Raw genomic sequence first — 23,391 nt, 5'->3', positions numbered from 1 at the left:
TACCGACCGTAGCGTTTCCGATGCGGGCCGTGTCAGGTGCGGCCCGCACGCACCCCCGAACCTCCGAAGGCGGTACAGCCATGCCCACCACCACCCTGCGCGCCGTCACCGGCCTCGACGAGCAGCCCGCCGAACTCGGCGCCGCCACGCTGATCCTGGTCGACTACCAGAACACCTACACCCAGGGCGTGATGGAGCTGACCGACTGGGAGCCGGCCCTCGGCGCGGCGGCCGACCTGCTCGCCCGCGCCCGGGCGGCCGGGACCACCGTCATCCACGTCATCCACGACGCCGGCGAGGGCAGCCCGTACGACATCCGCGCCGAGATCGGGCGGATCCACCCGAGCGTGGCCCCGGCGGAGGGCGAGCGCGTGGTGGTCAAGCAGGCCCCGGACTCCTTCGTCGGCACCAACCTGGGCGAGCTGGTCGACGAGGCCGGGCGCCAGGAGGTCGTCATCGCCGGGTTCATGACCCACATGTGCGTCACCTTCACCACCGCCGGCGCCTTCCTGCGCGGCAACCGCCCCACCGTCGTCGCCGAGGCCTGCGCCACCCGCCCGCTCCAGTCCGGCGCTTCGGACCTCACCGCCGCCCAGGTCCACCGCGGCGCGCTCGCGACGATCGGGGACCTCTACGGCGTGGTCGTGGAGACGGCAGCCGAACTCGGCTGAGAACCGGACGGGTCCGCCAGGCGGCCCGCGCACGGCCAAACCACCCGGTCGAGGGGAGCGGGGGGCTGGCCGGGGGCGCGGGCAGCGTGCCCCGGACCGCCCCGGCGGGTCGCCCGGTCCGTCACCCGGGCACCCCGCCGGGGCGTTGGTTTCCGGTCGGTCCCCGGAGTCCGGCCGGGCCCGGGGCCTGATCGGTTCCCGGAGTCCGGTCGGTCCCCGGAGTCTGGCCGGGCCCGGGGCGCGCGGCAATGGATTCGGTTCTCGCCGAACACTCTTGCGGCCCACGCCACTGCGGGGCGACGATCGCGGACGTGCTGCGAATCTTCTTCGGTACGGACGACCTGGACCGCCTTCGGGTGGCGGAGCGCCCGGACATGTCGATGGAGCTGTCCCTCAGCGTCCACGCCTTGATCAGCGGTCACCGCGACCCGCGCTTCCAGGCCTGGCGGGACCGCCTGCGCGCGTCCTGGAACCCGCGCACCGCGCTGCTCTTCGACCTCTACACCCCCTCGGCGATCCCGGAGTTCCTCGCCGTCCGCCGCGACCCGGGAGCCACCGAGAGCGCCACCGCCGGGGCGCCCGAGGCGCCGCTCCGCGACCACCTGCGATCGGTCGGCGGGGTACGGCAGTTGAGCGCCTTCGCGCGCGGCGTCGCGGCCGGGGACCGGCGGGCCCGCAAGCTGCTCGGCAACGTCACCGCCGACTACCAGACCCGGGCGATCGACCCCTACCGGCGGCAGATCGAGACCATCGTCACCACCGAGCACGGCCGGCGCCGCCGGGCCACCGAGCCGGACCAGGTGCTGGGCACCCTGCACCCGGCGATCTCGTGGCGCCGCCCCGTGCTCACCCTCCCGCTGGTCGGCGGCTGCCGGCACGACCTGCGTCTGGACGGCCGCGGACTGCTGCTCCAGCCCTGCGTGTTCGGCGCCCGGCGCCCCGTCATCGCCCGCTTCGAGGACCCGGAGCAGCAGCCCGTCCTCCTCTACCCCGCCAGGATCAACGGCCCCTTGCTCGCCGAAGCCGAACCCACTCCCAGCCGCACCCTCACCGCCCTGCTCGGCCAGACCAGGGCCGCCGCGCTGGAGGCCGTCGCCGGCCACGGCCCCTGCTCCACCAAGGACCTGGCCGCCCACCTCGGCATCTCCACCGCCTCCGCCAGCGAGCACGCCACCGTGCTCGCCGACTCCGGCCTCACCACCAAGGACCGCACCGGCCGCAGCGTGACTCACCGCTGCACCCCGCTCGGCCGTGCCCTGCTCGCCGGGCACCTCCCGGCCCTGGCCCCGGCTGCTGAGGGTGTGTCCGTGTAGCACGACCGTTTCGCCCTGCGCGCCTCCCAGCGGGCCGGGCTGCGCTCAGGCGTTGGTCGGCAGGGTCGGGGCGCTGCGGGGCTGGCGGGGAAGGGGGAGGGTGAGGGCCTCGCGGGAGGCGGGCGGGAGGGCGAGCGCGGAGGCGGTTTCGGCGGGGAGGGGGTGGAGGCCGAGGAGGGCGGTGGTGAGGCGGGTGGTGGCGCGGTGCCAGTCGGGGATGCGCTGGAGCATCGCGTGGCCGCTGCCGGTGACGGTGTAGCCGCAGACGCGGGCGCCGGCGGCGCGGCTGCGGGCGGCGAAGGCGCGGGTGTCGGCGGGCGGGGTGACGGTGTCGCGGTCGCCGTGCAGGAGCAGGACGTCGCGGTCGGCGAGTTGTTCGCAGGGGTCCTCGGGCGGGCACCAGGGGGCGAGGGCGATCAGGCCGGTGACGGCCGGGTGGCCGCCGGCCCGCAGGGCGGCGCGGCCGCCCATCGAGTGGCCGATGAGGACGGTCGGCACCGGGCCGAGCGCCTTGGTGAGCTCGTCGAGCGCGGTGAACGCGTCCAGGGCGGCGTCGGCACGGGTGTCGTTCCAGCCGCGGTGGCGGTAGCGGACGGTGCCGAGGGCGATCCCGGCGTCCGTGGCGTCCCGGTCGAGCGAGCGCAGGAAGCCGTGCATCCGCAGCAGGGGCAGGTTGAGGCGGCCGGGCCGGGCGAGGCTGTGCTCCTCGCCGCCGTGCAGCACCAGGACGGCGGCCCTCGGCTGTTCCGGGAGGTGGCGCCACCGCAGGGCGCGGTGCGCGGCCGTACCGCCGTCCACGCTGTTTCCGATCACCGTCACTCCGTCCCGCCCCGTCGCCCGCGTCCGTCGCCCCGTGCCCCCGGAACGCCACTGTACGCGTGCGGACGGCCGGAGCTTCACCCGACGGAACCATCCCGGACACCGGGGGCGCGCGGTGCGGGTGGCGGGCTGCTATTCACGAAGGGTGGGGGGCCGCACGCGCCGCTCGTGGCGCGGTGTCACCGAGTGGAGGACTCCGTGGCTCAGCAGCTCGCACTGTCCGTCGACTTCGGATCGGGTTTCACCGAGGCCTGGTCCAAGATCGCCAAGTTCATTCCGCAGTTCATCGCCTTCCTGGCGATCCTGGTCATCGGCTGGTTCGTGGCGAAGGCCATCGCCAAGGTGCTGGACCGCGTGCTGCGCCGGCTCGGCTCGGAGCGGATTTCCGAGCGGGCCGGGATGGCCCGCCACCTGAGCGGGTCCAAGTACGACATGACCGGAATCATCTGCAAGATCGTCTACTACGCGATCCTGCTGATGGCCCTGCAACTGGCGTTCGGCGTCTTCGGCCCGAACCCGATCAGTGTGATGATCCACAGCATCGTCGCCTGGCTGCCCAGGGGCATCGTCGCGGTCGCGATCGTGGTGGTCGCCATGGCCATCGCCAACGCCGTGCGCGACATCGTCGGAAACTCGCTCTCCGGCGCCTCGTACGGCCGGACCGTCTCGACCCTCGTCTGGGCGTTCATCGTGGGGCTCGGCGTGATCGCGGCGCTGGGCCAGGCCGGGATCGCCACCGCGATCACCGGGCCGGTGCTGATCGCCGCGCTCGCCGCCATCGCCGGTGTGCTGGTGGTCGGCATCGGCGGCGGCCTGATCGCGCCGATGCGCCAGCGCTGGGAGCGGTGGCTGAGCAGCGCCGAGCAGGAGGGCACCCGGCTGCGCGGCACCGCCTACCAGGCCGGCCGCTCCGACGCGCTCGGCAACCAGCCGATCCGGCCCACCACCCAGACCGGTCCGGGCACCCCGCCCGCCCCGGGCGTCGAGGGCGACGAGCCGAGGTAGCCGAAAGGCCGGCCGGGGAGCGGGTCCTCAGACCTCCAGCAGGCCCTGCTCCCGCACCAGCCAGCAGATCGCGGTCAGCCGGGTGACGGCGTAGTCGTAGCCCACCGGCTCCCGCCAGCCGATCTCGGCGAGCGCGTCCAGGAAGCCCAGCGCGTAGTCCGACAGTTCCTCACGGTCCAGGGGCCGGGGCGCGAGCTCCGGCCCCTGCGCGTACAGCAGTTCGCGCAGCATCGCCGCGTGCTGGTCGACCTCCGCGGCGAACCCGGGCTCGAAGGCGAACTCGGCCAGTCGGGGCGTGAAGGCGGCCACGATGCCGGGTAGCGGGCACCCGGCCGGTTCGTCGGGGGAGCGCCGGAAGGAGTCGTCGGAGGTCGCGAACATCCGTCCACCGTAGGCGAACGGATCGGGCGGAAAAGCCGCCCGTGACGGTTCCGTACTGAGACCTTGGCCACCTTCGGGGCGGGGTTCCGGCCGCCCCCGGCCGGTTGCGCGGCTTGGCCGGTTCCCTGCGCTCACCGGCGGGTGGTCCCCACCAGAATGGGCGGCATGGATCTCCGCATCTTCACCGAGCCCCAGCAGGGCGCGAGCTACGACACCCTCCTGAAGGTCGCCCGCACCGCCGAGGAGCTCGGCGCCTTCAGCGCCTTCTTCCGCTCCGACCACTACCTCAGGATGGGCGACGTCGACGGCCTGCCGGGGCCCACCGACGCCTGGATCACCCTGGCCGGCCTCGCCCGCGACACCAGCACCATCCGCCTCGGCACCCTGATGACCGCCGCCACCTTCCGGCTGCCGGGCGTCACCGCGATCCAGGTCGCCCAGGTGGACGCGATGAGCGGCGGCCGGGTCGAGTTCGGCCTGGGCACCGGCTGGTACGAGGCCGAGCACACCGCGTACGGCATCCCCTTCCCGAAGGAGAAGTTCGGACGGCTGGAGGAGCAGCTGGCGATCATCACCGGGCTGTGGAGGACCAAGCTCGGCGACACCTTCGACTTCGCCGGCGAGTACTACACGCTCACCGACTCGCCCGCGCTGCCCAAGCCCGCCCAGGAGCGCATCCCGGTGCTGGTCGGCGGCCTCGGACCGAAGCGCACCCCGGCGCTGGCCGCCCGCTTCGCCGACGAGTTCAACCTGCCGTTCGCCTCGGTGGAGGACACGGAGGCCCAGTTCGGCCGGGTCCGGACCGCCGTCGAGCAGGCCGGGCGCGAGGCCGACGAGCTGGTGTACTCCAACGCGCTGGTCGTCTGCGTCGGCCGGGACGACGCCGAGGTGGCCCGCCGGGCCGCCGCGATCGGCCGCGAGGTCGAGGAGCTGAAGGCCAACGGCCTGGCCGGCACCCCGGACGAGGTGGTGGAGAGGATCGGCCGGTACGCGGCCGTCGGCAGCGAGCGGATCTACCTCCAGGTCCTCGACCTGGACGACCTCGACCACCTGGAACTGGTCGCCTCCCGGGTCGCCCCGCAGCTGGGCTAGCGACCGCCCTCACCGGCCCCGGCCCCGGGTCTTCATCCGGGGCCGGGCCCGGTGGGCGTGGCGCGAGGACGACGGGCGGCGTACCGCACTCGGATCAGCAGGAGATGTCGAGGTAGAGCAGGGTCAGGCCGCCCTCGGCGCGGAACTCGTACGCCTGGTGGTCCTCGGCGAGGGCCGCCTGCCAGGCGGCCGGACGCTCCTCGGGGGTCAGCAGCACCGGGACGAAGTCGTCCGGGAAGTCCTCGTGCCAGCCGCCGCCCCAGTCGCCCAGGGTCATCTCGTCGGCGTCGGTCATCAGCCGCTTGGCCAGCCGCCGCTCCAGCGGGCCGCGGGCGAGCCGCCAGTAGCGGCCCCGGGCGTCCAGGAAGCCGCCGGCCGCGACCGGGTACTGGCGGTACGGGCCGCCGGCCGTGCCGGTGGCGGGCGGCAGGGCGGCGAGGACCTCGGCGAAGCCGCCGGTACGGCGGCGAGGCTTGCTCGGCATCCCGCCATTCTCCCAGGGCACACCGATCGGCTGCATCCGAATTGAATGCGAAACGCCGCCCACGGCGTGGCAACTACCGGCCGTATGCCCGATTTGATCTATGTTCGGAGGGCAGGGCTCCAAACGGGGCACGCGGGAAGAGCAGGGCAAGCAGAGCACGCAGGAACAGCACGAGCAATACGAGCAGCACGAGCAACACGAGCAACCGAAGGAGCAACGGCATGAGTGCCAACCCCCGGATCGTCGTCGGTGTGGACGGCTCGCCCGCCTCGGAGCAGGCGCTGCGCTGGGCCGTCGACTACGCCAAGGCCGTCGGCGGGACGGTCAACGTGATCGCCGCCTGGGAGTACCCCGCCTTCTACGGCTGGGTCGGAACGGGCGTCCCCGTCTCCGAGGCCTTCAACCCCGAGGAGCTCGCGGGCAAGACCCTCTCCGACACCGTCGCCAAGGTGGTCGGCGAGGACCCCGCCGTGCGGATCAGCGAGACCGTGATGCCCGGCAACGCCGCCCAGGCCCTGCTGGAGGCCGCCAAGGGCGCCGCGCTGCTGGTCGTCGGCAGCCGAGGCCTCGGCGGATTCTCCGGCGTACTGCTCGGCTCCGTCAGCCGCCACCTCACCGAGCACGCGCCCTGCCCGGTGGTCGTGGTCCGCGAGGGCCAGGCCGCCTCCGAATAGCCCGAACGGCCCGCGGACGGGGGGTCCCGTCCCACGGCGCCGCCGCGCGGACCAGAATGGAGTCATGCCAGAAGGTGACTCCGTCTACCGCGCGGCGGCCCGGCTGCACGACGTCCTCGCCGGACAGCCGCTGACCAGCGCCGACCTGCGGGTGCCCGGGTACGCGACCGCCCCGCTGGCCGGCCGCCGGGTGCTGGAGGTCCGCCCGCGCGGCAAACACCTGCTCACCCGCCTCGAAGGCGGCCTCACCCTGCACACCCATCTGCGGGTCGAGGGCCGCTGGGAGGTCTACCGGCCCGGCGAGCGCTGGACCGGCGGCCCCGACTGGCAGATCCGTGCCGTCCTCGGCACCGACCGGGGCACCGCCGTCGGCTACCGGCTGCCCGTCGTCGAGCTGCTGCGCACCACCGACGAACGCCGGATCGTCGGCCACCTCGGCCCCGACCTGCTCGGCCCCGACTGGGACCCGGTCGAGGCCGTCCGCCGACTCCTCGCCCGGCCCGCCCGCCCGCTCATCGAGGCCCTGCTCGACCAGCGCAACCTCGCCGGGATCGGCAACGTCTACGCCAACGAGCTGTGCTTCGTCGCCGGCGTCACCCCGTGGACCGAGGCCGGCGAACTCCCGCACCCCGACCGGCTGGTGGAGCGCGCCCGGGCGATGCTCGACGCCAACAAGCTGCGCCCCGGCCACATCACCACCGGCGACACCCGCCCCGGCTACCAGCACTGGGTCTACGGCCGGGCCGGACGGCCCTGCCCGCGCTGCGTCACGCCCGTCCTGACCGGGCGCCAGGGCACGCCCCCGCGTGACCGGGTGGTGTTCTGGTGCCCGTACTGCCAGCGCGGACCGGCCCCGGAGGTCACGTCCGCTCGACCAGGGCGGGGTGGCGCGGGTCGTCCATCCGCACGGTGACGTCGGCGGCCTCGGCGGGCCCGGTCTCCGCCTCGTAGCGGGCGAAGGCGGGCAGCGTCCACTGCTGGTCGTCCGGGGTGCGGCGGGCCAGCGCGGCCGGGGTGAGCGCCAGGTGGACGGTCAGCTCCAGCGGCAGCCAGCGGCCCAGCAGCAGGGCGCCGTCCAGCAACAGCACACCGCCGGGCGGGAGTTGGGTGTACGGGGCGCGGGTCGAACGGTCGGTGGCCGGGTCGCGCAGCGAAGGCAGCACCCGGCCGCTGCCACCCGGCTCCAGCGGATCCAGCACCTCGCGCAGCAGGGCGCCGTCGTCCAGCCAGAGGTCGTGGAAGGCGTCCGCGTCCTGGTGGCCGTACTCCAGCCGGATCGAGGCCGGGCGCAGGAAGCCCGCCGCCGACACCCGCAGCGCCGGGCGGCCGCGCAGCCGCAACGGCTCCACCAGCGCGTCGGCCAGCACCTCGGGCCGGGCGGCCGCGGCGCCGTCCACGGCCACCCGCAGCCGGCGCTCACCGGCGCCGGGCAGCGCGGCGATGCGGTCGGCGAGCAGCTCGGCCAGCTTGTCGGGGGAGATCGGGCGCACCTGCATCAGGCCATCCTGCCGCTTCGTACGGCCGTTCGGTCCAGTTCGGCGCAGTTCACGTCCGGCTCACGTTCGGCGAAGTTCGGTTCAGTTCAGGGGCAGGGCGTGCAGGACGTCGTCGTGGCCCGCGTAGAGGCGGCTCCCGTCGGTGGAGACGGTCCAGACGTCCCGCCCCGGGCCGGAGTCGCGGAACGTCCACCGCAGCCGGCCGGTCGCGGTGTCGATCGCGCCGACCCCGCCGGCCGCCGGCCCCGGAACGAACAGCGTGCCGCCGATGGCCAGGGGGCGGCTGCGGCGGTCCAGGAGGAACGGCAGCCGGCAGGTCCAGAGCACCGCGCCGGTGGACGGATCGTGGCTGCTGACGACGCCGTCGTCGCGGGGGACGAACACCTGGGCGCTCCCCAGGACGGGCGGAAGCGCCCGCCAGGACTCGCCCCGGGCCGGGGAGTGGCTCCAACCCGGCCCCCCCGTAGTGGGGTTCACCATGCGCACGCCGCCGTTGCCGTCCGGGACCAGGAGCTCCTGGAGACCGGTGACGCACCAGCGCAGGTCCTCGGCGCCGGGGGCGGTCCACAGCTCGCGGCCGGTGAAGGCCTCCCGGGCCACCAGCTGGGTACGGCCGCCGAGGGAGCGGACGCAGGCCAGGACCAGGCCGAATCCGGTGGCGGGGGTGACCGGCTGCTCGGTGCCCTCCGTGCGGACGGTCCAGTCGAAGGAATGGTCGGCGAGCCGCAGAGCGAAGACCCGGTCCTCCGGAGGGGTGCCGTCCCGCCGGGGGTCGCCCCAGACACTGCCGTAGAGGAAGATGCCGTCGACGCCGGCGAGCCTGGTCTGGCCCTGCAGCTCGTCGGGCAGCGGCTCGCTCCAGTCGCCGCCCGGGTCGGTGAGGTGGTGGGCGTCGATGTGGCCCCGGGAGGTGGCGGAGAGGAGGTGCTCGGGCCCGAGCACGACCTTCCCGCCGGGCAGTTCCAGGTCGCTCGGCCAGTCCGCGGGCCGCGGCGGGTCGAAGACCAGCAGCCGCCGAGGGTCGCCGCTGACGGGGTCGAGCACCTGCAGCCCGGCCTTGGACAGGTACGCCGGGTGGCGCGGCAGGGAGACCAGCCGCTCGGGGGTCATCGCCTCCGGCCCCCGGTACGTCCACAGCGGCTTCGGCCCGGACAGCGCGGTCGGCTGCGGCTTCGGCCCGTCCCCACCCGAGCCGGCGAACGCCCACGCCGCCCCGCCGGCCGCCAGCACCCCGGCCCCCACCAGCACCCCGCGCCGGCTCAGCCGCGGCCCGCCCCCGCCGCCGATCACGTCCCCGGGCGCCTCCGCCCCGCCGCCGGCCTCGTCCCACTGCCACGACGTCTCCCGCGCGGCCCCCTCGGACGACGGCGACTGCATACGGCTCTCGCTTCCACCCCCGGCGGCCTCGTCGCCGCCACTCGCCGGGAGGATATCGAACGGCACCCGAACCACCCGAGACGATCACAGCGGCCGTACTAGGCTGTGGCACACAGCACAGGCCCGCCGAGGAGACCGGGGGAGGTACGCCGTGACGGCCGAGATGATCGCACCCGAGTGGATGCACCGGCAGATCACCAGTGAGGAGTACGACTCCTGGTCCGAGGAACAGTGCGCGGGCATCGAGATCGTCGACGGGATGGTCGTCGTGAGTCCGAGCGCCTCGAAGCGCCACAACCGTTTGGCGCGCCTCCTGGCGAACGCTCTGGACGCGGCGGGCGGTGCGGAGTGGAACGCCGACACCGACTTCGACGTGCGGTTGCAGGACGTGCCGCTCAACAACCGTCGGCCGGACGTGGTGGTCTACCGTGCGGACGCCATCGACGAGTCGCCCACCAGACCGGACCACGTGCTGCTGCTGGTCGAGGTGGTCTCGCCGGGCTCGGAGACCACCGACCGGGTAGTCAAGTTCGACCAGTACGCCAAGGCGGGCATCCCCTTCTACTGGAGGGTCGAGCAGGCTGCCGGTCGGGTGCCGATCGTCCACACGTACGTGCTCGACCCGGCGAGTCGGTCGTACGAGGCGGGTGAGCTGTTCACCGGGCTGGTCAAGGCCGTGGCGCCGTACCCGGTGGAGATCGACCTCCCCGGGATCTGAACGCTCACCCCGTCGGCCGGCGGGCGGCTCGGGTCGCAGGTGTTCGTGTTGACAGGGTTGCGGGTGGGACGTAGCAAGAGAGCATGCGCCTTCCGGATGAGACCGGTGGGGCCGCTGAGCCGGTCCGTGAGGCGGTCTCCGAGGCGGTTCATGCGCGGGACCGCCTGCTGGCGGCGGCCGTGCGCCGGGTGCTCGGGTCGACCGGGGCGTACGGGGTGCTGGTGTACCTGCGTTCGCGGGACGGCCGGTCGCTGGTGCTGCGGACCATCGCGGGGGTGCCGCTGTCGATCATGAGCCCGTTCCGGCGGGTGGCGGCCACCGGGCCGCTGCCGGTCGCGGTCTGCTTCCGGACCGGGCGGCCCGTCGAGCTGATCAACAACGAGGACACCATGCGGCGCTTCCCGCAGCTCGCCGTCGGCCTGCCGTACGACTTCGTCTCGCTGGGCGTGCCGGTGGGGCACGGCGGGGAGCGGTTCGGGGTGCTGACCCTGCTGTGGCCCGCCTCGGACGAGGGCGTGCCGGCCGCGGAGGCTCCGCAGGTGGCCGCCGTGGCCTCCTGGCTCGGCGCGGGGCTGGACGGGCTGGCGGAGGCCGGGCGGTCGGTGGAGCCGGGCGGGGACACGGCCGTGGTCGAGCTGCCGGCGCCGGCGGTGCCGACCACCCGGGTGGGGCTGTTCGACTGGGACGTGGCCACCGGCGCGCTCGCCGCCGACGCGCAGTTCCGGGAGATCTTCGGCTTCGCGCCCGGCGGGTTCGACGGCACGGTGGCCTGTCTGCACCGCCGGATCGCCCCCGGGGACCTGCCGGAGTTCCGGGCCGCCGCCCGGACCGCCCTGGAGCGCGGCGAGGTGCTGGGCGCCCGGGTGCGGGTGCTCGGGCCGGACGACCGCCCGTACCCCGTGGAGCTGTGGGCCCGGATACCCGGAGCGATCTCCGACGGCCGGACCCACCTGGTCGGCGCCGTCCTGGACGTGCGGACCCTCAGCGCCGCCGCGGCCGCCGTCGAGCGGCTGCGCGAGGGCGTGTTCTCGCTCGACCCGGACGGTCTGATCGGCTACGTCAACCGGGCCGCCGAGCCGCTGCTGGGGGCCCGCCGGGAGGAGCTGGTCGGCCACCACCCGTGGGAGGCGCTGTCCTGGCTCGCCGACCCCTTCTACGAGAACCGCTACCGCGCCGCCCTGCTCTCCCAGCGGCCCACCGCCTTCCTGACCCCCCGCCCGCCGGACGGCTGGCTGGCCTTCTCGCTCTACCCCGACCCGTCCGGCGTGACGGGCCAGGTGGTCGCCGCCGAGGCCCCGCCGGATGCGGCCGAGCCGCCCGCCGCCGCCCCGCCGCCGCCCACCGCCACGGCCGGTACCGGCACGAGCGGGGTGGGCAGCACCCACCACCTGCTCCAGCTCGCCAGCGCACTCACCGAGGCCGTCACCGTGCGCGACGTGTGCCGGGCGGTGGCCGAGGAGATCCTCCCGGCCTTCGGCGGGCAGGAGCTCGCCATCTACGGGGTGCGCGACCGGCGGCTGCACCTGGTGTCACAGACCGGCTACCCGGACGGCTTCCTGGACGCCTTCGAGGGCACTCCGATCGATGCCCGCGTCCCCGGCGCCGAGACGCTCAGCTCCCGCACCCCGATCTTCTTCGAGTCGGTCCGGGAGCTGGCCACCGCCTACCCCGGGCTGGTCCTGGACGAGATGGGCGCCTGGGCCTTCCTTCCGCTGCTCGCCTCGGGCCGCCCGGTGGGCAGTTGCATCCTCGGCTTCGAGCGCCCGCACTCCTTCACCGTCGAGGAGCGCGGCCTGCTCACCGGCCTCGCCGGCTTCATCGCCCAGGCCCTGGAGCGCGCCCGGCTGTACGACGCGGAGTTCACGCTCGCCCGCGGCCTGCAGCAGGGCCTGCTGCCGCACCGGCTCCCGCGGGTGCCGGGGATCCGGACCGCCGCCCGCTACCTGCCGGGCACCCAGGGCATGGAGATCGGCGGCGACTGGTACGACGCGATCACCACCGGCGCCGACCTGACCCTGGTGATCGGGGACGTCGAGGGCCACAACGTGGGCGCCGCCGCCGCGATGGGCCAGCTGCGCAGCGCGGTCCGCGCCTTCGCCAGCGGCGGCGAGCCGCCCGGCGAGGTGCTGGCCCGGACCAACCGGCTGCTGCTGGACCTCGATCCGGGGCTGCTCGCCAGCTGCTGCCTGGTCCGCCTCACCCCCGCCGACGGCGTGGTGCGGATCGCCCGTGCCGGACACCTGCCGCCGGTGCTGCGTCACTCGGACGGCCGAGCGGAGGCGCTGTACGTCCCGGGCGGGCCGCTGCTGGGGGTGGACGAGGGCGCCGAGTACCCGGTCAGCGGGCTGCGGCTGCGGACCGGCGGGGTGATCGCCCTCTACACGGACGGGCTGGTGGAGGACCCGGCACTGGCGATCGACCAGGGGGTGGACCGGCTGCGGGCCGCGCTGGCGCACGGCCGGACGGGGGAGGACCTGGAGGATCTGGCCGAGCGGCTGCTGCGCGAGGTCGGCTCCTCCGGGCGGGTGGACGACGTGGCGCTGCTGCTCACGGCCTTCGGACGGTCGACTTTCGTCGGTCCGGACGGCGACGAAGGGGGACCGCGGGACCGGTGACCGGCCCGCTAGCCTCGTCGGGTGGATGCGATCGCACGGGCCTGGTCGAAGGTGGTACGGACGGCGCTGCCGGGGCCCTGGCCGCCCCGGCGGGTGGTGGGCGAGGCCCTGTTGACGCTGCTGATGGCCGGGTTCGCCGCCCTGCTGGAGGCGGTGGCCGACAGTGGGCTGACGCTGCCGGTCGGGCTGGCCGTCGCCGTGCTGTGGGTGCTGCGGCGGGGGTTCCCGGCGCCCGTGCTGATGCTGACCGCGGTGGTGACGGGCTGGTCGGTCGGGTCGGTGCTGCTGCTGGTGTGCGTGGGCTGGACGGCCGGGGCGCGGATCCGCCGGGTCTGGGCGCTGGTCGGGGCGTTCACGGCGAGCTGGTTGCTGTTCATGGTGTCCGGGGTGCTGAAGGACATGGGCTCGGCCTCGCCCAAGCTGATCATCGGGCTTTCGCTGGCCGGCTTCCTGGTGCTCGCGGTGCTGCCCGCGCTCTACGGCCGCTACCGGGCGCAGCGGCGCGCGCTGCTGGACGCGCTGCGCGAGCGCAACGACCAGCTGCTGCGCGAGCGGGTGATGGTGGTGCACCAGGCGCGGCTGCGCGAACGGCACCGGATCGCCCAGGACATGCACGACAGCCTGGGCCACCAGCTCGCGCTGATCTCCGTGCACTCGGGCGCGCTGGAGGTGGACCGTACGCTGAACGACCGGCAGCGGGAGGCGGTCGGGGTGCTGCGGCAGGCGGCGGTGGCCGCGATGCGCGAGCTGCGCGAGGTGGTCGGGGTGCTGCACGACGAGTCGACGGCGTTGCCGCCGGTGGCCGGCCCGTCGGGTGGGGCGGCGGCCCGGGGCGGGGTGGACGGGATCGCGGGGCTGGTGGAGTCCTCCCTGGCGGCCGGGGCGCGGGTGGCGTTCTCGGCGGAGGGGGAGCGGCGTCCGCTGGCGGCCGCGGTCGACCACGCGGCGTACCGGATCGTGCAGGAGGCGCTCACCAACGCGCACAAGCACGCCCCCGGCGCACCGATCGCGGTCGCGCTCCGGTACGAACCGGATGCGCTGGTGGTGGAGGTGACCAACCCCCGTGCGCCGGAGCTCGTCGGCGCGCGCTCCGGCGCGGGCCAGGCGGTGAGCGGCGGTCAGGGGCTGGCCGGCCTGCGGGAGCGCGCCCGGTTGGTCGGCGGCATGGTGCACGCCGGGCCGACGCCCGAGCTGGGCTTCCGGCTCGCGGCCGTGCTGCCGTACGAGGGGGAGGAGCAGGACGGCGCGGTGGCCGGGCTCGACGACTGGGCGCTGGACGGCCTGTCGCCCGCCGACGAGGTGGACGGCGGGCGGCGCAGCCCGGCGATCGGCTGCGGGGTCGGGGTGGGCGTGGTCGCGCTGACCGTGCTGGGCCTGCTGGTCTGGGGCGTGGTCGCGTTCGTCCAGGGCACCAACGACGCGACGGTGAGCAAGTCGGTGTTCGACCGGATCACGGTCGGCACCGCGGAGTCCGAGGTGCTGCGCACGCTGCCGCGGGGCAGCGACTTCTTCACCGAGGACTACAAGGGCACCGGCCCCGAGGTGCCGGCGGGCGCGCACTGCCGCTGGTTCGTCCTGGACGGCGAGGGCGGCGTGGCCTGGAACGAGCAGCACGTGGCGAGGTTCTGCTTCAAGGACGGCGCGTTGGTGGACAAGCAGGAGTACGTCAGCAAGAACTGAGCGCCCGCGTGCTCCCGGGAGGCGGGGAGGGCCGGGCGGCTGGTACCGGGTCGGTTCGGGCCGGGGGTGGTGCGGGCCGGGCCCGGCGGGATGTGAGGATGGTGCGGCAGCCGACCTGCCGTTCGAGGGGAATGACCAGCAGTGATCCGAGTCCTCGTCGCCGACGACGAGCCGCTCATCCGGGCCGGGATCAGGATGATCCTGGGCTCGGCCGACGACATCGAGGTGGTCGCCGAGGCCGCCGACGGCCGGGAGGCGCTGGAGCTGGCCCGGGCGCACCGGGTGGACGTGGTGCTGCTGGACATTCAGATGCCGGTGATGGACGGGCTGACGGCGCTCGGGGAGCTGGCGAGGGTCGCGCCCGGCGCACGGGCGATCATCCTCACCACCTTCGGGGAGCGCGAGAACGTCCTGCGCGCCGTGACCGATGGCGGCGCCGGATTCCTGCTCAAGGACACCGCGCCGAACGAGCTGATCCAGGCCGTACGGGCGGCGGCCAGCGGGAACGCCTTCCTCTCCCCGGCCGCCACCCGGCACATCGTCGACTCGCTGGCCGCCGGGCGCGGCCCCTCGGCGGCCGCCCGCAGCGCCGCGGCCCGGCGCCGGCTGGAGGTGCTCACCGCGCGCGAGCTGGAGGTGCTGGCGCTGCTCGGTGAGGGTCTGTCGAACGCGGACGCGGGGGCGCGGATCCACATGAGCGAGGCGACCGTGAAGACGTACGTCAGCCGGATCCTGGCCAAGCTGGGCTGCGAGAACCGGGTGCAGGCGGCCCTGCTGGCGCGGGACGCGGAGCTCGACGGGCGCGACTGAGCGCGATCACGCGGTCGCGGAGGGTGCCGGGTGTGGTGGATCCCACTTGGCGGCCGCACGGAATCGGGAACTCCGGTTGCGATGGTGACGGTGCGTCAGGAAGTGGTCGCGGTGTGTGGATGGTGTGCGGCGCTTCACGGATGGATAGGTGTGAGCGCAAGCACGAAGATTGATCATTTGATCTAGAAAATGTGGTCAAATGCGGTCATATCGGGCGCACGTTCTTGATCGATACCGCCGGTAACAGTCATCTGACCTGCGGCGACCAAGAATCGCTTGCTGAGGCTCCGTCATGCCCCTAGCTTCATTGGCGGCGCAACGAGCGCCACCCGGGTCCACCCCGACGCACGGCCCGCCGACTGACCCCCGGCGCGAGGGCGGTGCCCGCCGACGAGACCGGCTCGAACAGGCCGTCGGCGAGCGGAGGTGACCGGGGCGGCACGGCACGTCCGACACGTGTCCGGCCGCCCATCGAGTGCGGTGAGTGCGACGGCCGGCCCATGTCCCGGGCCTGGTTCCGCCTGCCCGCCCGGGGCTTGTCGAGAGGACCTGTATGAATCCCCGTCACGAGACCGCCGCTGCCACCACCACCTCCACCGCCACCAAGCGCAACCGCGTGCGGATGGCGGTCGTCGCCGGCGCCGCTGTCGCGGCCCTGCCGGTGGCCGGCCTCGTCACGGCCACCTCGGCCTCCGCCGCGACCACCTCCGCCTGGGACTCCGTCGCCCAGTGCGAGAGCGGCGGGAACTGGAGCATCAGCACCGGAAACGGTTTCCACGGCGGACTGCAGTTCACCCCGTCCACCTGGGCCGCGTACGGCGGGACCGCGTACGCCTCCCAGGCCAACCAGGCGACCAAGGCGCAGCAGATCGCCGTCGCCGAGAAGGTGCTCGCCTCGCAGGGGCCGGGCGCCTGGCCCGTCTGCTCCCAGAAGGCGGGCCTGAGCAGGGGCGGCGCCCCGGCGGCCCCCGACACCACCGCGGACTCCGGCTCGGCCGCGACGTCCAAGCGGGCCGCGAAGCCCGCTGCGAAGCCCGCGGCGAAGAGCACCCAGCAGGCCGCGCCCAAGGCGAAGGCGCAGGCTCCGAAGGCGCCGCAGGCGTCGAAGGGCCAGCCGTCGGCCAAGCCGGCCCAGTCGGCGCCGGTCGCGCCGAAGAACACCGCCGGCGGCGGCTACACCGTCAAGAGCGGTGACACCCTCAGCGGCATCGCGGCCAAGTTCGGTACCAGCACCGACGGCCTCTACCAGAAGAACGCGCGCACCATCGGCGGCGACCCGGACCTGATCTACCCGGGCCAGACCCTGACCGTCTGACGCGGTCCCTGCCGTAGCCCCTGACGCTGCGCCTGGCACGTCCCCGACGCGTCCTCCGACGCGTCCTCCGACGCGGCCTCCGGCGCAGCCTCGCAACCCCGGCCGAGCGGCCGCCCCCCGACCCAGGGGCGGCCGCTCGGCCCGGTGCGTCGGCCCGCCACCGGCGCCGGTAGGGTCGGCCGATGGTCCGACTGATCAGCGACAGCGAGCTCACCGCCTCCTCCGTGGTGGCCAACCGCACCATGAACCGCGAACGCGGTCTCAGCGGAGTCAACAGCTACGCCCGGGAGCTCGGCTTCGATCCCGCCGGCTGGCTGCGGGAGCGCGGCGCGGCGCCCGGCTGGCTGGACCTGTGCAGCGGGGAGGGGCGGGCGCTTGCGGAGGCCGCGCGGCTGCTGCCCGCGGCGGCCGAGCTGACCGGCGTCGACCTGGTCGGGCCGCTCGCCCCGCCACCGGCCGCGGCCGTTCCGGGGAACCTCCGGCTGGTCACGGCGGCGCTCGCGGACTGGGCGCCGCAGCGGTCGTACGACCTGATCACCTGTGTGCACGGGCTGCACTACCTCGGCGACCAGCTCGGCGTGATCGCCCGGGCCGCCTCCTGGCTGGCCCCGGACGGGCGCTTCGCCGCGCACTTCGACCCGGACTCGGTGCGCCGGCCCGACGGGTCCGGTGCGGCGCGCGCCGTGGTGGCGGCGCTGCGGGCGGCCGGGTTCGAGTACCGCGCGCGCCGGCACCTGCTGCTCCTGGACGGCGGGCGGCCGGTCGAGCTGCCCTTCGAGTACGCCGGCGCCGACCCGGCGGCCGGACCGAACTACACCGGACAGCCGGCGGTCGGTTCGTACTACCGGGGGCGCGCGGGGTTGTAGTTGAAAGTTGAACGCGACGTCTGAATACCGCCGGAGATGTCAAGCCCCCTGGATCAGGATCGACTCGTGTCCGAGAGCGGAGCACTGATCGGAACCCCGATCGGGCCGCGATCGAAACATCCGGAACGAGGAGATCTTCAGCCATGACGATGAACGGTGCGGCGGCGCTCGACGGCAAGGTGGCCCTGGTGACCGGCGGCAGCCGGGGGATCGGTGCGGCGGTAGCGCTGCGGCTGGCCGAGGACGGCGCCGACGTGGCGCTGACCTACCAGGGCTCGGCCGAGCGGGCCGAGGCGGTGGTCGCGAAGATCACCGCGATGGGGCGCAACGGCTGGGCCGTCCGCGCGGACAGCGCCGACCCGGAGGCGGTGCGCGCCGCGGTGGCGGCCGTCGCCGAGCGGTTCGGACGGCTGGACATCCTGGTGAACAACGCGGGCGTCGGCGCCGCCGGGCCGATCGAGGAGGCCCCGCTCGACGAGGTCGACCGAGTGCTGGAGGTGAACGTCCGCGCGCCCCTGCTCTACGCGCAGGCCGCCGCGTCGCACCTGACCGAGGGCGGACGGATCGTGAACATCGGCAGCTGCATCGCCCAGCGCGTCGCCTTCCCCGGCGCCACGCTCTACGCGACCAGCAAGGCCGCGCTGATCGGCCTGACCAAGGGGCTGGCCCGGGAGCTCGGCCCGCGCGGGATCACCGCCAACCTGGTGCACCCGGGGCCGATCGACACCGACATGAACCCGAGCGACGGCGAGTCCGCCGACCTCCAGCGCGGCTTCATCGCGCTCGGACGCTACGGCGCGGTGGAGGACGTCGCGGCCGCCGTCTCGTACCTGGCCGGCGAGGGCGGCCGGAACGTCACGGGCGCGGAGCTGTCGGTGGACGGCGGGTTCGCGGTCTGAGACCCGGGGGCGCGGTGTCGTGCCGGGCGGCCGTCGGCGGCCGCGCTTACGATCGCCCGGCACGACCCGTGCTCCCCGACCGAGAGGTGTGCCATGACCGCAGCGGACGACCCGATCGACCTGCTCGCCCGCGCCCTCGCGCAGACCGCAGGGCTGATCGACGGCATCGGTGTCGAGCTGGCCGGGCACCCGACCCCCTGCCGCTCCTGGGACGTCGGCGACCTGATCAGCCATCTCCTGTTCGACCTGCGGCAGTTCACCGTCCGGGCGCGCGGCGGCCGGCCGGACTGGTCGCAGCCCTTCGAGCGGGTGGAGGAGGACTGGCTGCACGCCTTCGAGGCCGGGTCGGAGCGGCTCGTCGAGGCCTGGCGCGCGGCCGGCGACCTCTCCGGCACTCTCGACGTCCCCGGCGCGGGCCCCCTCCCGGCCCGCTTCCCGGTGGATCAGCAGATCGCCGAATTCGCCGTCCACGCCTGGGACTTGGCCCATGCCTCCGCCCAGTCCACCGGCGGCCTGGACCACGAGGTCGCGCTCACCGCCCTCGACTGGGCCCGCGGCGCCCTCAAACCGGAGTACCGCGGCGGGGAGGCGGACCACCACGCCTTCGGCCCCGAGGTCCCCGCCCCGGCCGACGCCCCGCCCTACGACCGCCTGGCCGCGTTCTTCGGCCGGGACCCGCAGGCCGGCGCCACGGGCTGATCCGACAAGATCCGCAAGACGCGCCTCAGCCGCGGCTCCAGAGGAACTCGACCTCGGGGAAGCGCGGGGACGGCCCGTCGAGGAGCGGGGCGGGGCGGTCGCGCAGGAAGCGGTCGGCGAAGGCGCGGACGTAGGTGCGGGTGACCTCGGTGGCCCGGTCGGCGGTGATGGTGCCGATCAGGGCGGCGTAGAGGTCGGCGGGGAGGTGGTCGCGCAGGTGGCCGGAGGCGGCGACGTGCGGCAGGTCGGTGAAACTGTAGTGGCCGGCGCCGGCGGTGTGCAGTTGGCGGCCCCAGGCGTGGTGGTGCTCGCGCCAGCGCTGCCAGGTGTCGTGGTCGGGGAAGCCGGTGAGCAGCAGGAACGGCCGGTCCAGGCCGAGCTCCGGGACGGGGGAGCCGAACAGTCCGCCGTCGAGGTCGGCGCCGATGCGCAGGCGCGCGTCCTGGCGCAGCGCCTCGGCGGCCGCGGCGCCGCCCAGGGAGTGGCCGAGCGCGCCGATCCGCGACTCGTCCACGCGGAAGTCCGAGTGGCGGCTCGTCAGGTACGTGGTGACGAAGGCGAGATCGCCGACCCGGGTGGCGACCTCCTTCCGTTCGGCGGTGTCCCGGTCCGGTGGCTCCTCCAGGAGGACGCTGCGCACCAGCCGGCCGTCGGGGAACTCGACGGCGGCGGCGTCGTAGGTGTGGTCCACGGCCGCGACCAGGTAGCCGTGCGCGGCCAACTCCTCGGCCAGCGCGGTGCAGTTGCTGCGCCCGCCCTTGCGGCCGTGCCCGAGCAGCAGCAGCGGGAGCGGGCCCGGGTGGGCGGGGGCGTCGACGCGCGCGGTGGGGCGGACCAGGGTGAGGGTGCCCGGGTCCACCGACAGGGCCTGCTCGATCACGGCCGCGACCCGAGGCGTGGTGTAGGGCGCGCGGGGCCTCCCGGCGGCGGCGAGCGCCGGGTACCAGAGCTGCACCATCAGCTCGCGCGGGCCGGGGGTGGGGGCGAACGGGTCGAGGCGGTCGTGGTCGATCAGGTGCAGGGTCGTGGTGCCGACCGGCCGCCCGACGGTCGGCGCGGGCAGGTCGATGGTGCGTGGCGGGGCGGCCTGGGCGGGTGCGGCGGGCAGCAGGGCGGCGGCCCCGCCGAGGCTCGCGAGGGTGAGCAGAGAGCGGCGCCTGATCATCCATCGTCCTTTGTCGGCAAGGTGGTTGAGGTCCGGCCACCCTAAATGGTCCGTACCGGTGGCGCCAGGGTGCCGTTCGCGTGCGGTCGTGGTCGGAGCGTCTGCCGGGCCGTCGCTCGACACTCGTGCCAGGGCGCCCGCGTCAGGGTGTCTGCGTCAGGGTGCCTGCCGGGCCGCCGCGCGCTTGATCGCCTCGCGGATGCGCGGGTAGCTGCCGCAGCGGCAGATGTTCTGGATCTGGTCGATGTCCGCGTCCGTCGGGTTGGGCGTGCGGCGCAGCAGGGCGACGGCCGTCATGATCTGGCCCGGCTGGCAGAAGCCGCACTGGGCGACGTCGCAGTCGATCCAGGCCTCCTGCACCGGGTGCAGGGTGTCGCCGTCGGCCAGGCCCTCGATGGTGGTGACGGTGTGGCCTTCGCAGTCCTTGACGGCCCGGGTGCAGGGCTGGAACTCCTGGCCGTCCAGGTGGCTGGTGCAGGCGCGGCAGACGCCGACGCCGCAGCCGTACTTGGGGCCGGTGACGCCGAGCTTGTCGCGCAGCACCCAGAGCAGCGGCATGTCGTCCGGGGCCTCGACGGTGACGGACCGCCCGTTGAGGACGAAGGTGTGCGTGGGCATGGGGAGTTGACGTCCTCGGCTCTGGTGGGTCGGTCGGGGGTGCGGGGGTGCTCTTGTGGATGTCAGAAGTGGATGGGGAAGGAGCGCGGGCTGGTGCCGGTCGCGCGGGCGTAGGCGTTGGCGACGGCGGCCGAGGCGGCCGGGACGCCCAACTCGCCCGCGCCGCCCGGTGCTCCGCTCGGCGGCAGGATGTGGATCTCGACCGACGGCGGGGTGTTCCGCTGCCGGGCGTACAGGAAGTCGGCGTAACTGCCCTCCCGCACCGCGCCGTTGTCGATGTGGTTGCCGGCCTGGAGGATGACCGAGATGCCGTCGATCAGCGCGCCGGTCAACTGGGCCTCCAGGCCACGGGGGTTGATGGCCCGGCCGACGTCGGCGGCGGCAACCGCCCTGGTGACCCGGGGGTTGGCCCGGTCGGAGGCGTCCAGTTCGACCAGGTAGGCGACCCGGCCGCCGTTCTCGTCGTGGTAGCCGACGCCCTGGGCCTGGCCCGGCGGCATCGGCCGGCCCCAGCCGCCGGCCCTGGCGACGGTGTCCAGGACGGCCTGCCCGGCGGCGTCGCGCAGCCGGGCGCGGCGGAAGGCGACCTCGTCCTGGCCCATTCGGCGGGCGAGCTCGTCCATCATGATCTCGTCGGCGACCCGGACCATGCCCGAGTAGACCGAGCGCCAGCTGCCGGTGTGCACGTCCAGCGGAAGCTCGGCGAGCAGCTGGGTGGGGATGCCGACGTTGTACGGGTTCTTCTCGGTGAGCAGGAAGAAGGCCTGGGCGAGGCTGAGCCCGGCCAGTGAGAGGTTGAACCCGGCCCCGGTGAGCGCCTCGCCGAGGCCGTGCCCGAGGTCGGTCTTCACGGTGGCGGCGCGGTGCTCCCAGGTGAGCACCTGGCCGAGGCCGTAGGTGGCGCGGATCCGGTGGTGGCTGGCGGGGCGCATCCGGCCGTGGCGCATGTCGTCGTTGCGGGTCCACATGAGCTTGACCGGGCGGCCGGCGGCCTTGGAGATCTGGGCGGCCTCCAGGGCGGCGTCGAAGAACAGCCGGCGGCCGAAGGAGCCGCCGCCGCGCACGACGTGGACGGTGACGGCGCTCTGCGGCAGACCGAGTTCGGCGGCGATGGTCTGCTGGGCGATGATCGGGCTCTGCGCGGCGAACCACAGTTCGGCGCGGTTCGGCCGCACGTCGGCGACGGCGGTGAGCACCTCCATCGGGGCGTGGTTGACGAAGGCGAAGTCGAACTCGCCGTCCAGGTACTCGGTGAGCAGCGGCGGCAGCAGGAAGGGGGCGTGCGCGGCGCGCAACCGGGCCTGGATGTCGCCCGTGGACAGGTTCGCGACCGGGCCGGGGTTCCAGGTGGTGCGCAGCGCGTCGCGGGCCTTGATCGCCTGGTCGAAGGTCTCGGCGAGGACGGCAACGCCGCTGGGGATCTGCACCACGGCGTACACCCCGGGCATGGTGCGGGCGACGGAGGCGTCCACCGACTTGAGGGTGCCGTTGATGGTGGTCGGTCGGGCGACGACGGTGGGGACGGCGCTCGGGATCTGGAGGTCCCCGGCGTACTTGACGCGGCCGGTGACGATGTCGCGGGCGTCGATCCGACCGGTCGGTCTGCCCACCAGGCGCAGCTGGTCGGGCGACTTGGGTTTGCCCGGGACGGCGGGCACGACCACCGCGGCGGCCGCGGCGGCGAGTTCGCCGTAGCCGAGGCTGCGGCCGTCGGGGGCGAGGACGGCGGAGTCGGCGGTGCGCAGGCTGTTCGCGGGAACGTTCCAGCGGGTGGCGGCGGCGGTCACCAGCCGGGCGCGCGCGGCGGCGGCCGCGGCGCGCACCGGGTCGTACAGCGAGCGCACCGAGTTGGAGCCGCCGGTCAGCTGGTTGAAGAGCAGCTCAGGGCGGCCGTCGGAGAGCGGCACGTCCACGTCGGTGAGGCGGGCGTCGAGCTCCTCGGCGACCAGCATGGCGATCGCCGTGGTGAGGCCCTGGCCGACCTCCAGCCGGGGCAGGTACAGCGCGGCACGCCCGGCGGGGGTGATTTCGAGGACCAGCAGGTGCGAGGTGGGCAGCCCGGCGAGGATCATCGCGTCGCCGAGGTCGATGATGTCCGGGATCCCCGGCAGGCCGAGCAACTGTGCGGGGGCGGCGGCGGTCCGGGCCGCCTCGGCGGCGCGGACCGCCGCCTGGGCGGAGGCGGGCGCGGCGGCGTCGAGGCCGAGCCGGGCGGCGACGGTGAGGGTCGGGGCGGCCAGCAGGTAGGTGAGGAAGCGGCGGCGGCCGGTGGGCCCGGTGGTGTCGGCGGAGCGGTCGGTGTCGGCGGAGTGGTCGGCGTCGCCGGGGTGTCCGGTGTCGCCCTGGTGGCCGGTGGAGTCCGAGGCGGCGGTGGAGGTGCTGATGGGAGGAACCCTTCGAGCCGGTGGCGGCGCCGGATCGGGTGGGCGTGGCGGCCCCGGCCCGGTGCCGGATCGCGAACGCCGTTGAGCATAGGAGGGTGTTACTGACGGATCAACACGGTCAATCTTGGCCCCCCGGTCGGGTGGTGGAGGTGTTCCATCCGCTTCGGGCGCCGGACTCGGAGCGGGTACGGACGGCGCTTCGGCGGCGCGGGCGGGGCCGGGCCCGTGGGGCGGGAGTGCGGGGAGTGAACGGAAGCCCTTCCCCGTACGGCAGTTCACCGGTCGTCCAGGGGTGCAGTGGATGCTTCGA

Annotated in this window: 22 protein-coding genes; 14 read left to right on the top strand and 8 right to left on the bottom strand. The window is 74.5% G+C overall.

The genetic code is table 11. The features are described 5' to 3' along the window. The first annotated feature begins 80 nt into the window (after window positions 1-80). Window positions 81-671 (top strand): isochorismatase family protein, encoded by a 591-nt coding sequence (locus tag RZ50_RS19535; RefSeq protein WP_196952217.1) that lies wholly within the window; start codon window positions 81-83, stop codon window positions 669-671. Between the two features lie 311 nt (window positions 672-982). Next, window positions 983-1,984: a helix-turn-helix transcriptional regulator gene (locus RZ50_RS19530; protein ID WP_196952218.1), complete on the top strand. Its 1,002-nt coding sequence runs from the start codon at window positions 983-985 to the stop codon at window positions 1,982-1,984. Window positions 1,985-2,029: 45 nt separating this feature from the next. Here the strand turns inward: RZ50_RS19530 and RZ50_RS19525 are convergent, their stop codons facing one another. Continuing rightward, entirely contained in the window at window positions 2,030-2,797 is a 768-nt protein-coding gene (locus RZ50_RS19525; RefSeq protein WP_308271883.1) for a serine aminopeptidase domain-containing protein, read from the bottom strand. Window positions 2,798-3,001: 204 nt separating this feature from the next. On the opposite strand from RZ50_RS19525, the gene RZ50_RS19520 reads away from it, so the two are divergent. Further along, window positions 3,002-3,808: a hypothetical protein gene (locus tag RZ50_RS19520; RefSeq protein ID WP_196952219.1), complete on the top strand. Its 807-nt coding sequence runs from the start codon at window positions 3,002-3,004 to the stop codon at window positions 3,806-3,808. 27 nt (window positions 3,809-3,835) lie between these two features. Here RZ50_RS19520 and RZ50_RS19515 read toward each other — a convergent pair whose 3' ends face one another. Next, the gene (locus tag RZ50_RS19515; RefSeq protein WP_196952220.1) at window positions 3,836-4,189 is read right to left on the bottom strand and encodes a DUF6401 family natural product biosynthesis protein; all 354 of its coding nucleotides are present in this window, start codon (window positions 4,187-4,189) and stop codon (window positions 3,836-3,838) included. Between the two features lie 165 nt (window positions 4,190-4,354). Between RZ50_RS19515 and RZ50_RS19510 the strand changes: the two genes are divergently transcribed. After that, entirely contained in the window at window positions 4,355-5,281 is a 927-nt protein-coding gene (locus tag RZ50_RS19510) for an LLM class F420-dependent oxidoreductase (protein ID WP_196952221.1), read from the top strand. Between the two features lie 94 nt (window positions 5,282-5,375). Here the strand turns inward: RZ50_RS19510 and RZ50_RS19505 are convergent, their stop codons facing one another. After that, window positions 5,376-5,765 carry a hypothetical protein gene (locus RZ50_RS19505; protein WP_196952222.1) on the bottom strand — a complete coding sequence of 130 codons (390 nt, stop codon included), beginning with the start codon at window positions 5,763-5,765 and terminating at the stop codon, window positions 5,376-5,378. Between the two features lie 221 nt (window positions 5,766-5,986). On the opposite strand from RZ50_RS19505, the gene RZ50_RS19500 reads away from it, so the two are divergent. Together RZ50_RS19500 and RZ50_RS19495 are read left to right on the top strand one after the other, a co-directional pair. Beyond that, a complete protein-coding gene (locus RZ50_RS19500) occupies window positions 5,987-6,439 on the top strand; it encodes a universal stress protein (protein ID WP_196952223.1) in 453 nt (150 codons plus the stop codon). Between the two features lie 64 nt (window positions 6,440-6,503). Beyond that, window positions 6,504-7,352 carry an Fpg/Nei family DNA glycosylase gene (locus RZ50_RS19495; protein WP_196952224.1) on the top strand — a complete coding sequence of 283 codons (849 nt, stop codon included), beginning with the start codon at window positions 6,504-6,506 and terminating at the stop codon, window positions 7,350-7,352. Here RZ50_RS19495 and RZ50_RS19490 read toward each other — a convergent pair. Continuing rightward, window positions 7,300-7,935: a uridine kinase gene (locus RZ50_RS19490; protein ID WP_196952225.1), complete on the bottom strand. Its 636-nt coding sequence runs from the start codon at window positions 7,933-7,935 to the stop codon at window positions 7,300-7,302. The genes RZ50_RS19495 and RZ50_RS19490 overlap by 53 nt on opposite strands. A gap of 81 nt (window positions 7,936-8,016) precedes the next feature. Beyond that, window positions 8,017-9,312, bottom strand: coding sequence for a PQQ-binding-like beta-propeller repeat protein (locus RZ50_RS19485; RefSeq protein ID WP_196952226.1), 1,296 nt, complete (start codon window positions 9,310-9,312; stop codon window positions 8,017-8,019). Between the two features lie 151 nt (window positions 9,313-9,463). Here RZ50_RS19485 and RZ50_RS19480 point away from each other — a divergent pair, with 151 nt between their 5' ends. The 8 genes from RZ50_RS19480 (at window position 9,464) to RZ50_RS19445 (ending at window position 18,914) form a co-directional block, all read left to right on the top strand. After that, window positions 9,464-10,030 (top strand): Uma2 family endonuclease, encoded by a 567-nt coding sequence (locus tag RZ50_RS19480; protein ID WP_196952227.1) that lies wholly within the window; start codon window positions 9,464-9,466, stop codon window positions 10,028-10,030. An 83-nt stretch (window positions 10,031-10,113) separates the two neighbouring features. After that, window positions 10,114-12,645 (top strand): SpoIIE family protein phosphatase, encoded by a 2,532-nt coding sequence (locus tag RZ50_RS19475; RefSeq protein ID WP_196952228.1) that lies wholly within the window; start codon window positions 10,114-10,116, stop codon window positions 12,643-12,645. Window positions 12,646-12,666: 21 nt separating this feature from the next. Beyond that, the gene (locus RZ50_RS19470) at window positions 12,667-14,325 is read left to right on the top strand and encodes a histidine kinase (protein WP_308271880.1); all 1,659 of its coding nucleotides are present in this window, start codon (window positions 12,667-12,669) and stop codon (window positions 14,323-14,325) included. A gap of 141 nt (window positions 14,326-14,466) precedes the next feature. Then, entirely contained in the window at window positions 14,467-15,135 is a 669-nt protein-coding gene (locus RZ50_RS19465; protein WP_196952229.1) for a response regulator transcription factor, read from the top strand. A gap of 553 nt (window positions 15,136-15,688) precedes the next feature. After that, window positions 15,689-16,450 (top strand): transglycosylase family protein, encoded by a 762-nt coding sequence (locus tag RZ50_RS19460; RefSeq protein ID WP_196952230.1) that lies wholly within the window; start codon window positions 15,689-15,691, stop codon window positions 16,448-16,450. A 182-nt stretch (window positions 16,451-16,632) separates the two neighbouring features. Beyond that, complete coding sequence (locus RZ50_RS19455) at window positions 16,633-17,316, top strand: trans-aconitate 2-methyltransferase (RefSeq protein ID WP_196952231.1); 684 nt, start codon at window positions 16,633-16,635, stop codon at window positions 17,314-17,316. A 143-nt stretch (window positions 17,317-17,459) separates the two neighbouring features. Continuing rightward, window positions 17,460-18,215, top strand: a complete 756-nt coding sequence (locus tag RZ50_RS19450) for an SDR family NAD(P)-dependent oxidoreductase (protein WP_196952232.1) — start codon at window positions 17,460-17,462, stop codon at window positions 18,213-18,215. Window positions 18,216-18,308: 93 nt separating this feature from the next. After that, window positions 18,309-18,914 (top strand): TIGR03086 family metal-binding protein, encoded by a 606-nt coding sequence (locus tag RZ50_RS19445; protein WP_196952233.1) that lies wholly within the window; start codon window positions 18,309-18,311, stop codon window positions 18,912-18,914. A gap of 25 nt (window positions 18,915-18,939) precedes the next feature. Here the strand turns inward: RZ50_RS19445 and RZ50_RS19440 are convergent, their stop codons facing one another. The 3 genes from RZ50_RS19440 to RZ50_RS19430 all read right to left on the bottom strand — a co-directional run bounded on the left by RZ50_RS19440 (window position 18,940) and on the right by RZ50_RS19430 (window position 23,360). Then, window positions 18,940-20,079, bottom strand: a complete 1,140-nt coding sequence (locus RZ50_RS19440; protein ID WP_196952234.1) for an alpha/beta hydrolase — start codon at window positions 20,077-20,079, stop codon at window positions 18,940-18,942. A gap of 156 nt (window positions 20,080-20,235) precedes the next feature. After that, window positions 20,236-20,697, bottom strand: a complete 462-nt coding sequence (locus RZ50_RS19435; protein WP_196952235.1) for a (2Fe-2S)-binding protein — start codon at window positions 20,695-20,697, stop codon at window positions 20,236-20,238. 62 nt (window positions 20,698-20,759) lie between these two features. Continuing rightward, the gene (locus RZ50_RS19430; RefSeq protein ID WP_308271876.1) at window positions 20,760-23,360 is read right to left on the bottom strand and encodes a molybdopterin cofactor-binding domain-containing protein; all 2,601 of its coding nucleotides are present in this window, start codon (window positions 23,358-23,360) and stop codon (window positions 20,760-20,762) included. Between the last annotated feature and the right edge of the window lie 31 nt (window positions 23,361-23,391).

Source organism: Kitasatospora sp. SUK 42 (assembly GCF_015776785.2).
In the GTDB taxonomy this organism is placed as follows: Bacteria; Actinomycetota; Actinomycetes; order Streptomycetales; family Streptomycetaceae; genus Kitasatospora.
This window is presented reverse-complemented; position numbering and strand designations above follow the sequence as displayed.

What these genes read in the sequence shown, in the direction of transcription:
- RZ50_RS19445 (WP_196952233.1), top strand. Translation starts at nt 18,309, where the DNA reads ATGACCGCAGCGGACGACCCGATCGACCTGCTCGCCCGCGCCCTCGCG.
- RZ50_RS19515 (WP_196952220.1), bottom strand. Translation starts at nt 4,189, where the DNA reads ATGTTCGCGACCTCCGACGACTCCTTCCGGCGCTCCCCCGACGAACCG.
- RZ50_RS19505 (WP_196952222.1), bottom strand. Translation starts at nt 5,765, where the DNA reads ATGCCGAGCAAGCCTCGCCGCCGTACCGGCGGCTTCGCCGAGGTCCTC.
- RZ50_RS19450 (WP_196952232.1), top strand. Translation starts at nt 17,460, where the DNA reads ATGACGATGAACGGTGCGGCGGCGCTCGACGGCAAGGTGGCCCTGGTG.
- RZ50_RS19485 (WP_196952226.1), bottom strand. Translation starts at nt 9,312, where the DNA reads ATGCAGTCGCCGTCGTCCGAGGGGGCCGCGCGGGAGACGTCGTGGCAG.
- RZ50_RS19510 (WP_196952221.1), top strand. Translation starts at nt 4,355, where the DNA reads ATGGATCTCCGCATCTTCACCGAGCCCCAGCAGGGCGCGAGCTACGAC.
- RZ50_RS19495 (WP_196952224.1), top strand. Translation starts at nt 6,504, where the DNA reads ATGCCAGAAGGTGACTCCGTCTACCGCGCGGCGGCCCGGCTGCACGAC.
- RZ50_RS19500 (WP_196952223.1), top strand. Translation starts at nt 5,987, where the DNA reads ATGAGTGCCAACCCCCGGATCGTCGTCGGTGTGGACGGCTCGCCCGCC.
- RZ50_RS19460 (WP_196952230.1), top strand. Translation starts at nt 15,689, where the DNA reads ATGAATCCCCGTCACGAGACCGCCGCTGCCACCACCACCTCCACCGCC.
- RZ50_RS19440 (WP_196952234.1), bottom strand. Translation starts at nt 20,079, where the DNA reads ATGATCAGGCGCCGCTCTCTGCTCACCCTCGCGAGCCTCGGCGGGGCC.
- RZ50_RS19435 (WP_196952235.1), bottom strand. Translation starts at nt 20,697, where the DNA reads ATGCCCACGCACACCTTCGTCCTCAACGGGCGGTCCGTCACCGTCGAG.
- RZ50_RS19455 (WP_196952231.1), top strand. Translation starts at nt 16,633, where the DNA reads ATGGTCCGACTGATCAGCGACAGCGAGCTCACCGCCTCCTCCGTGGTG.
- RZ50_RS19490 (WP_196952225.1), bottom strand. Translation starts at nt 7,935, where the DNA reads ATGCAGGTGCGCCCGATCTCCCCCGACAAGCTGGCCGAGCTGCTCGCC.
- RZ50_RS19475 (WP_196952228.1), top strand. Translation starts at nt 10,114, where the DNA reads ATGCGCCTTCCGGATGAGACCGGTGGGGCCGCTGAGCCGGTCCGTGAG.
- RZ50_RS19535 (WP_196952217.1), top strand. Translation starts at nt 81, where the DNA reads ATGCCCACCACCACCCTGCGCGCCGTCACCGGCCTCGACGAGCAGCCC.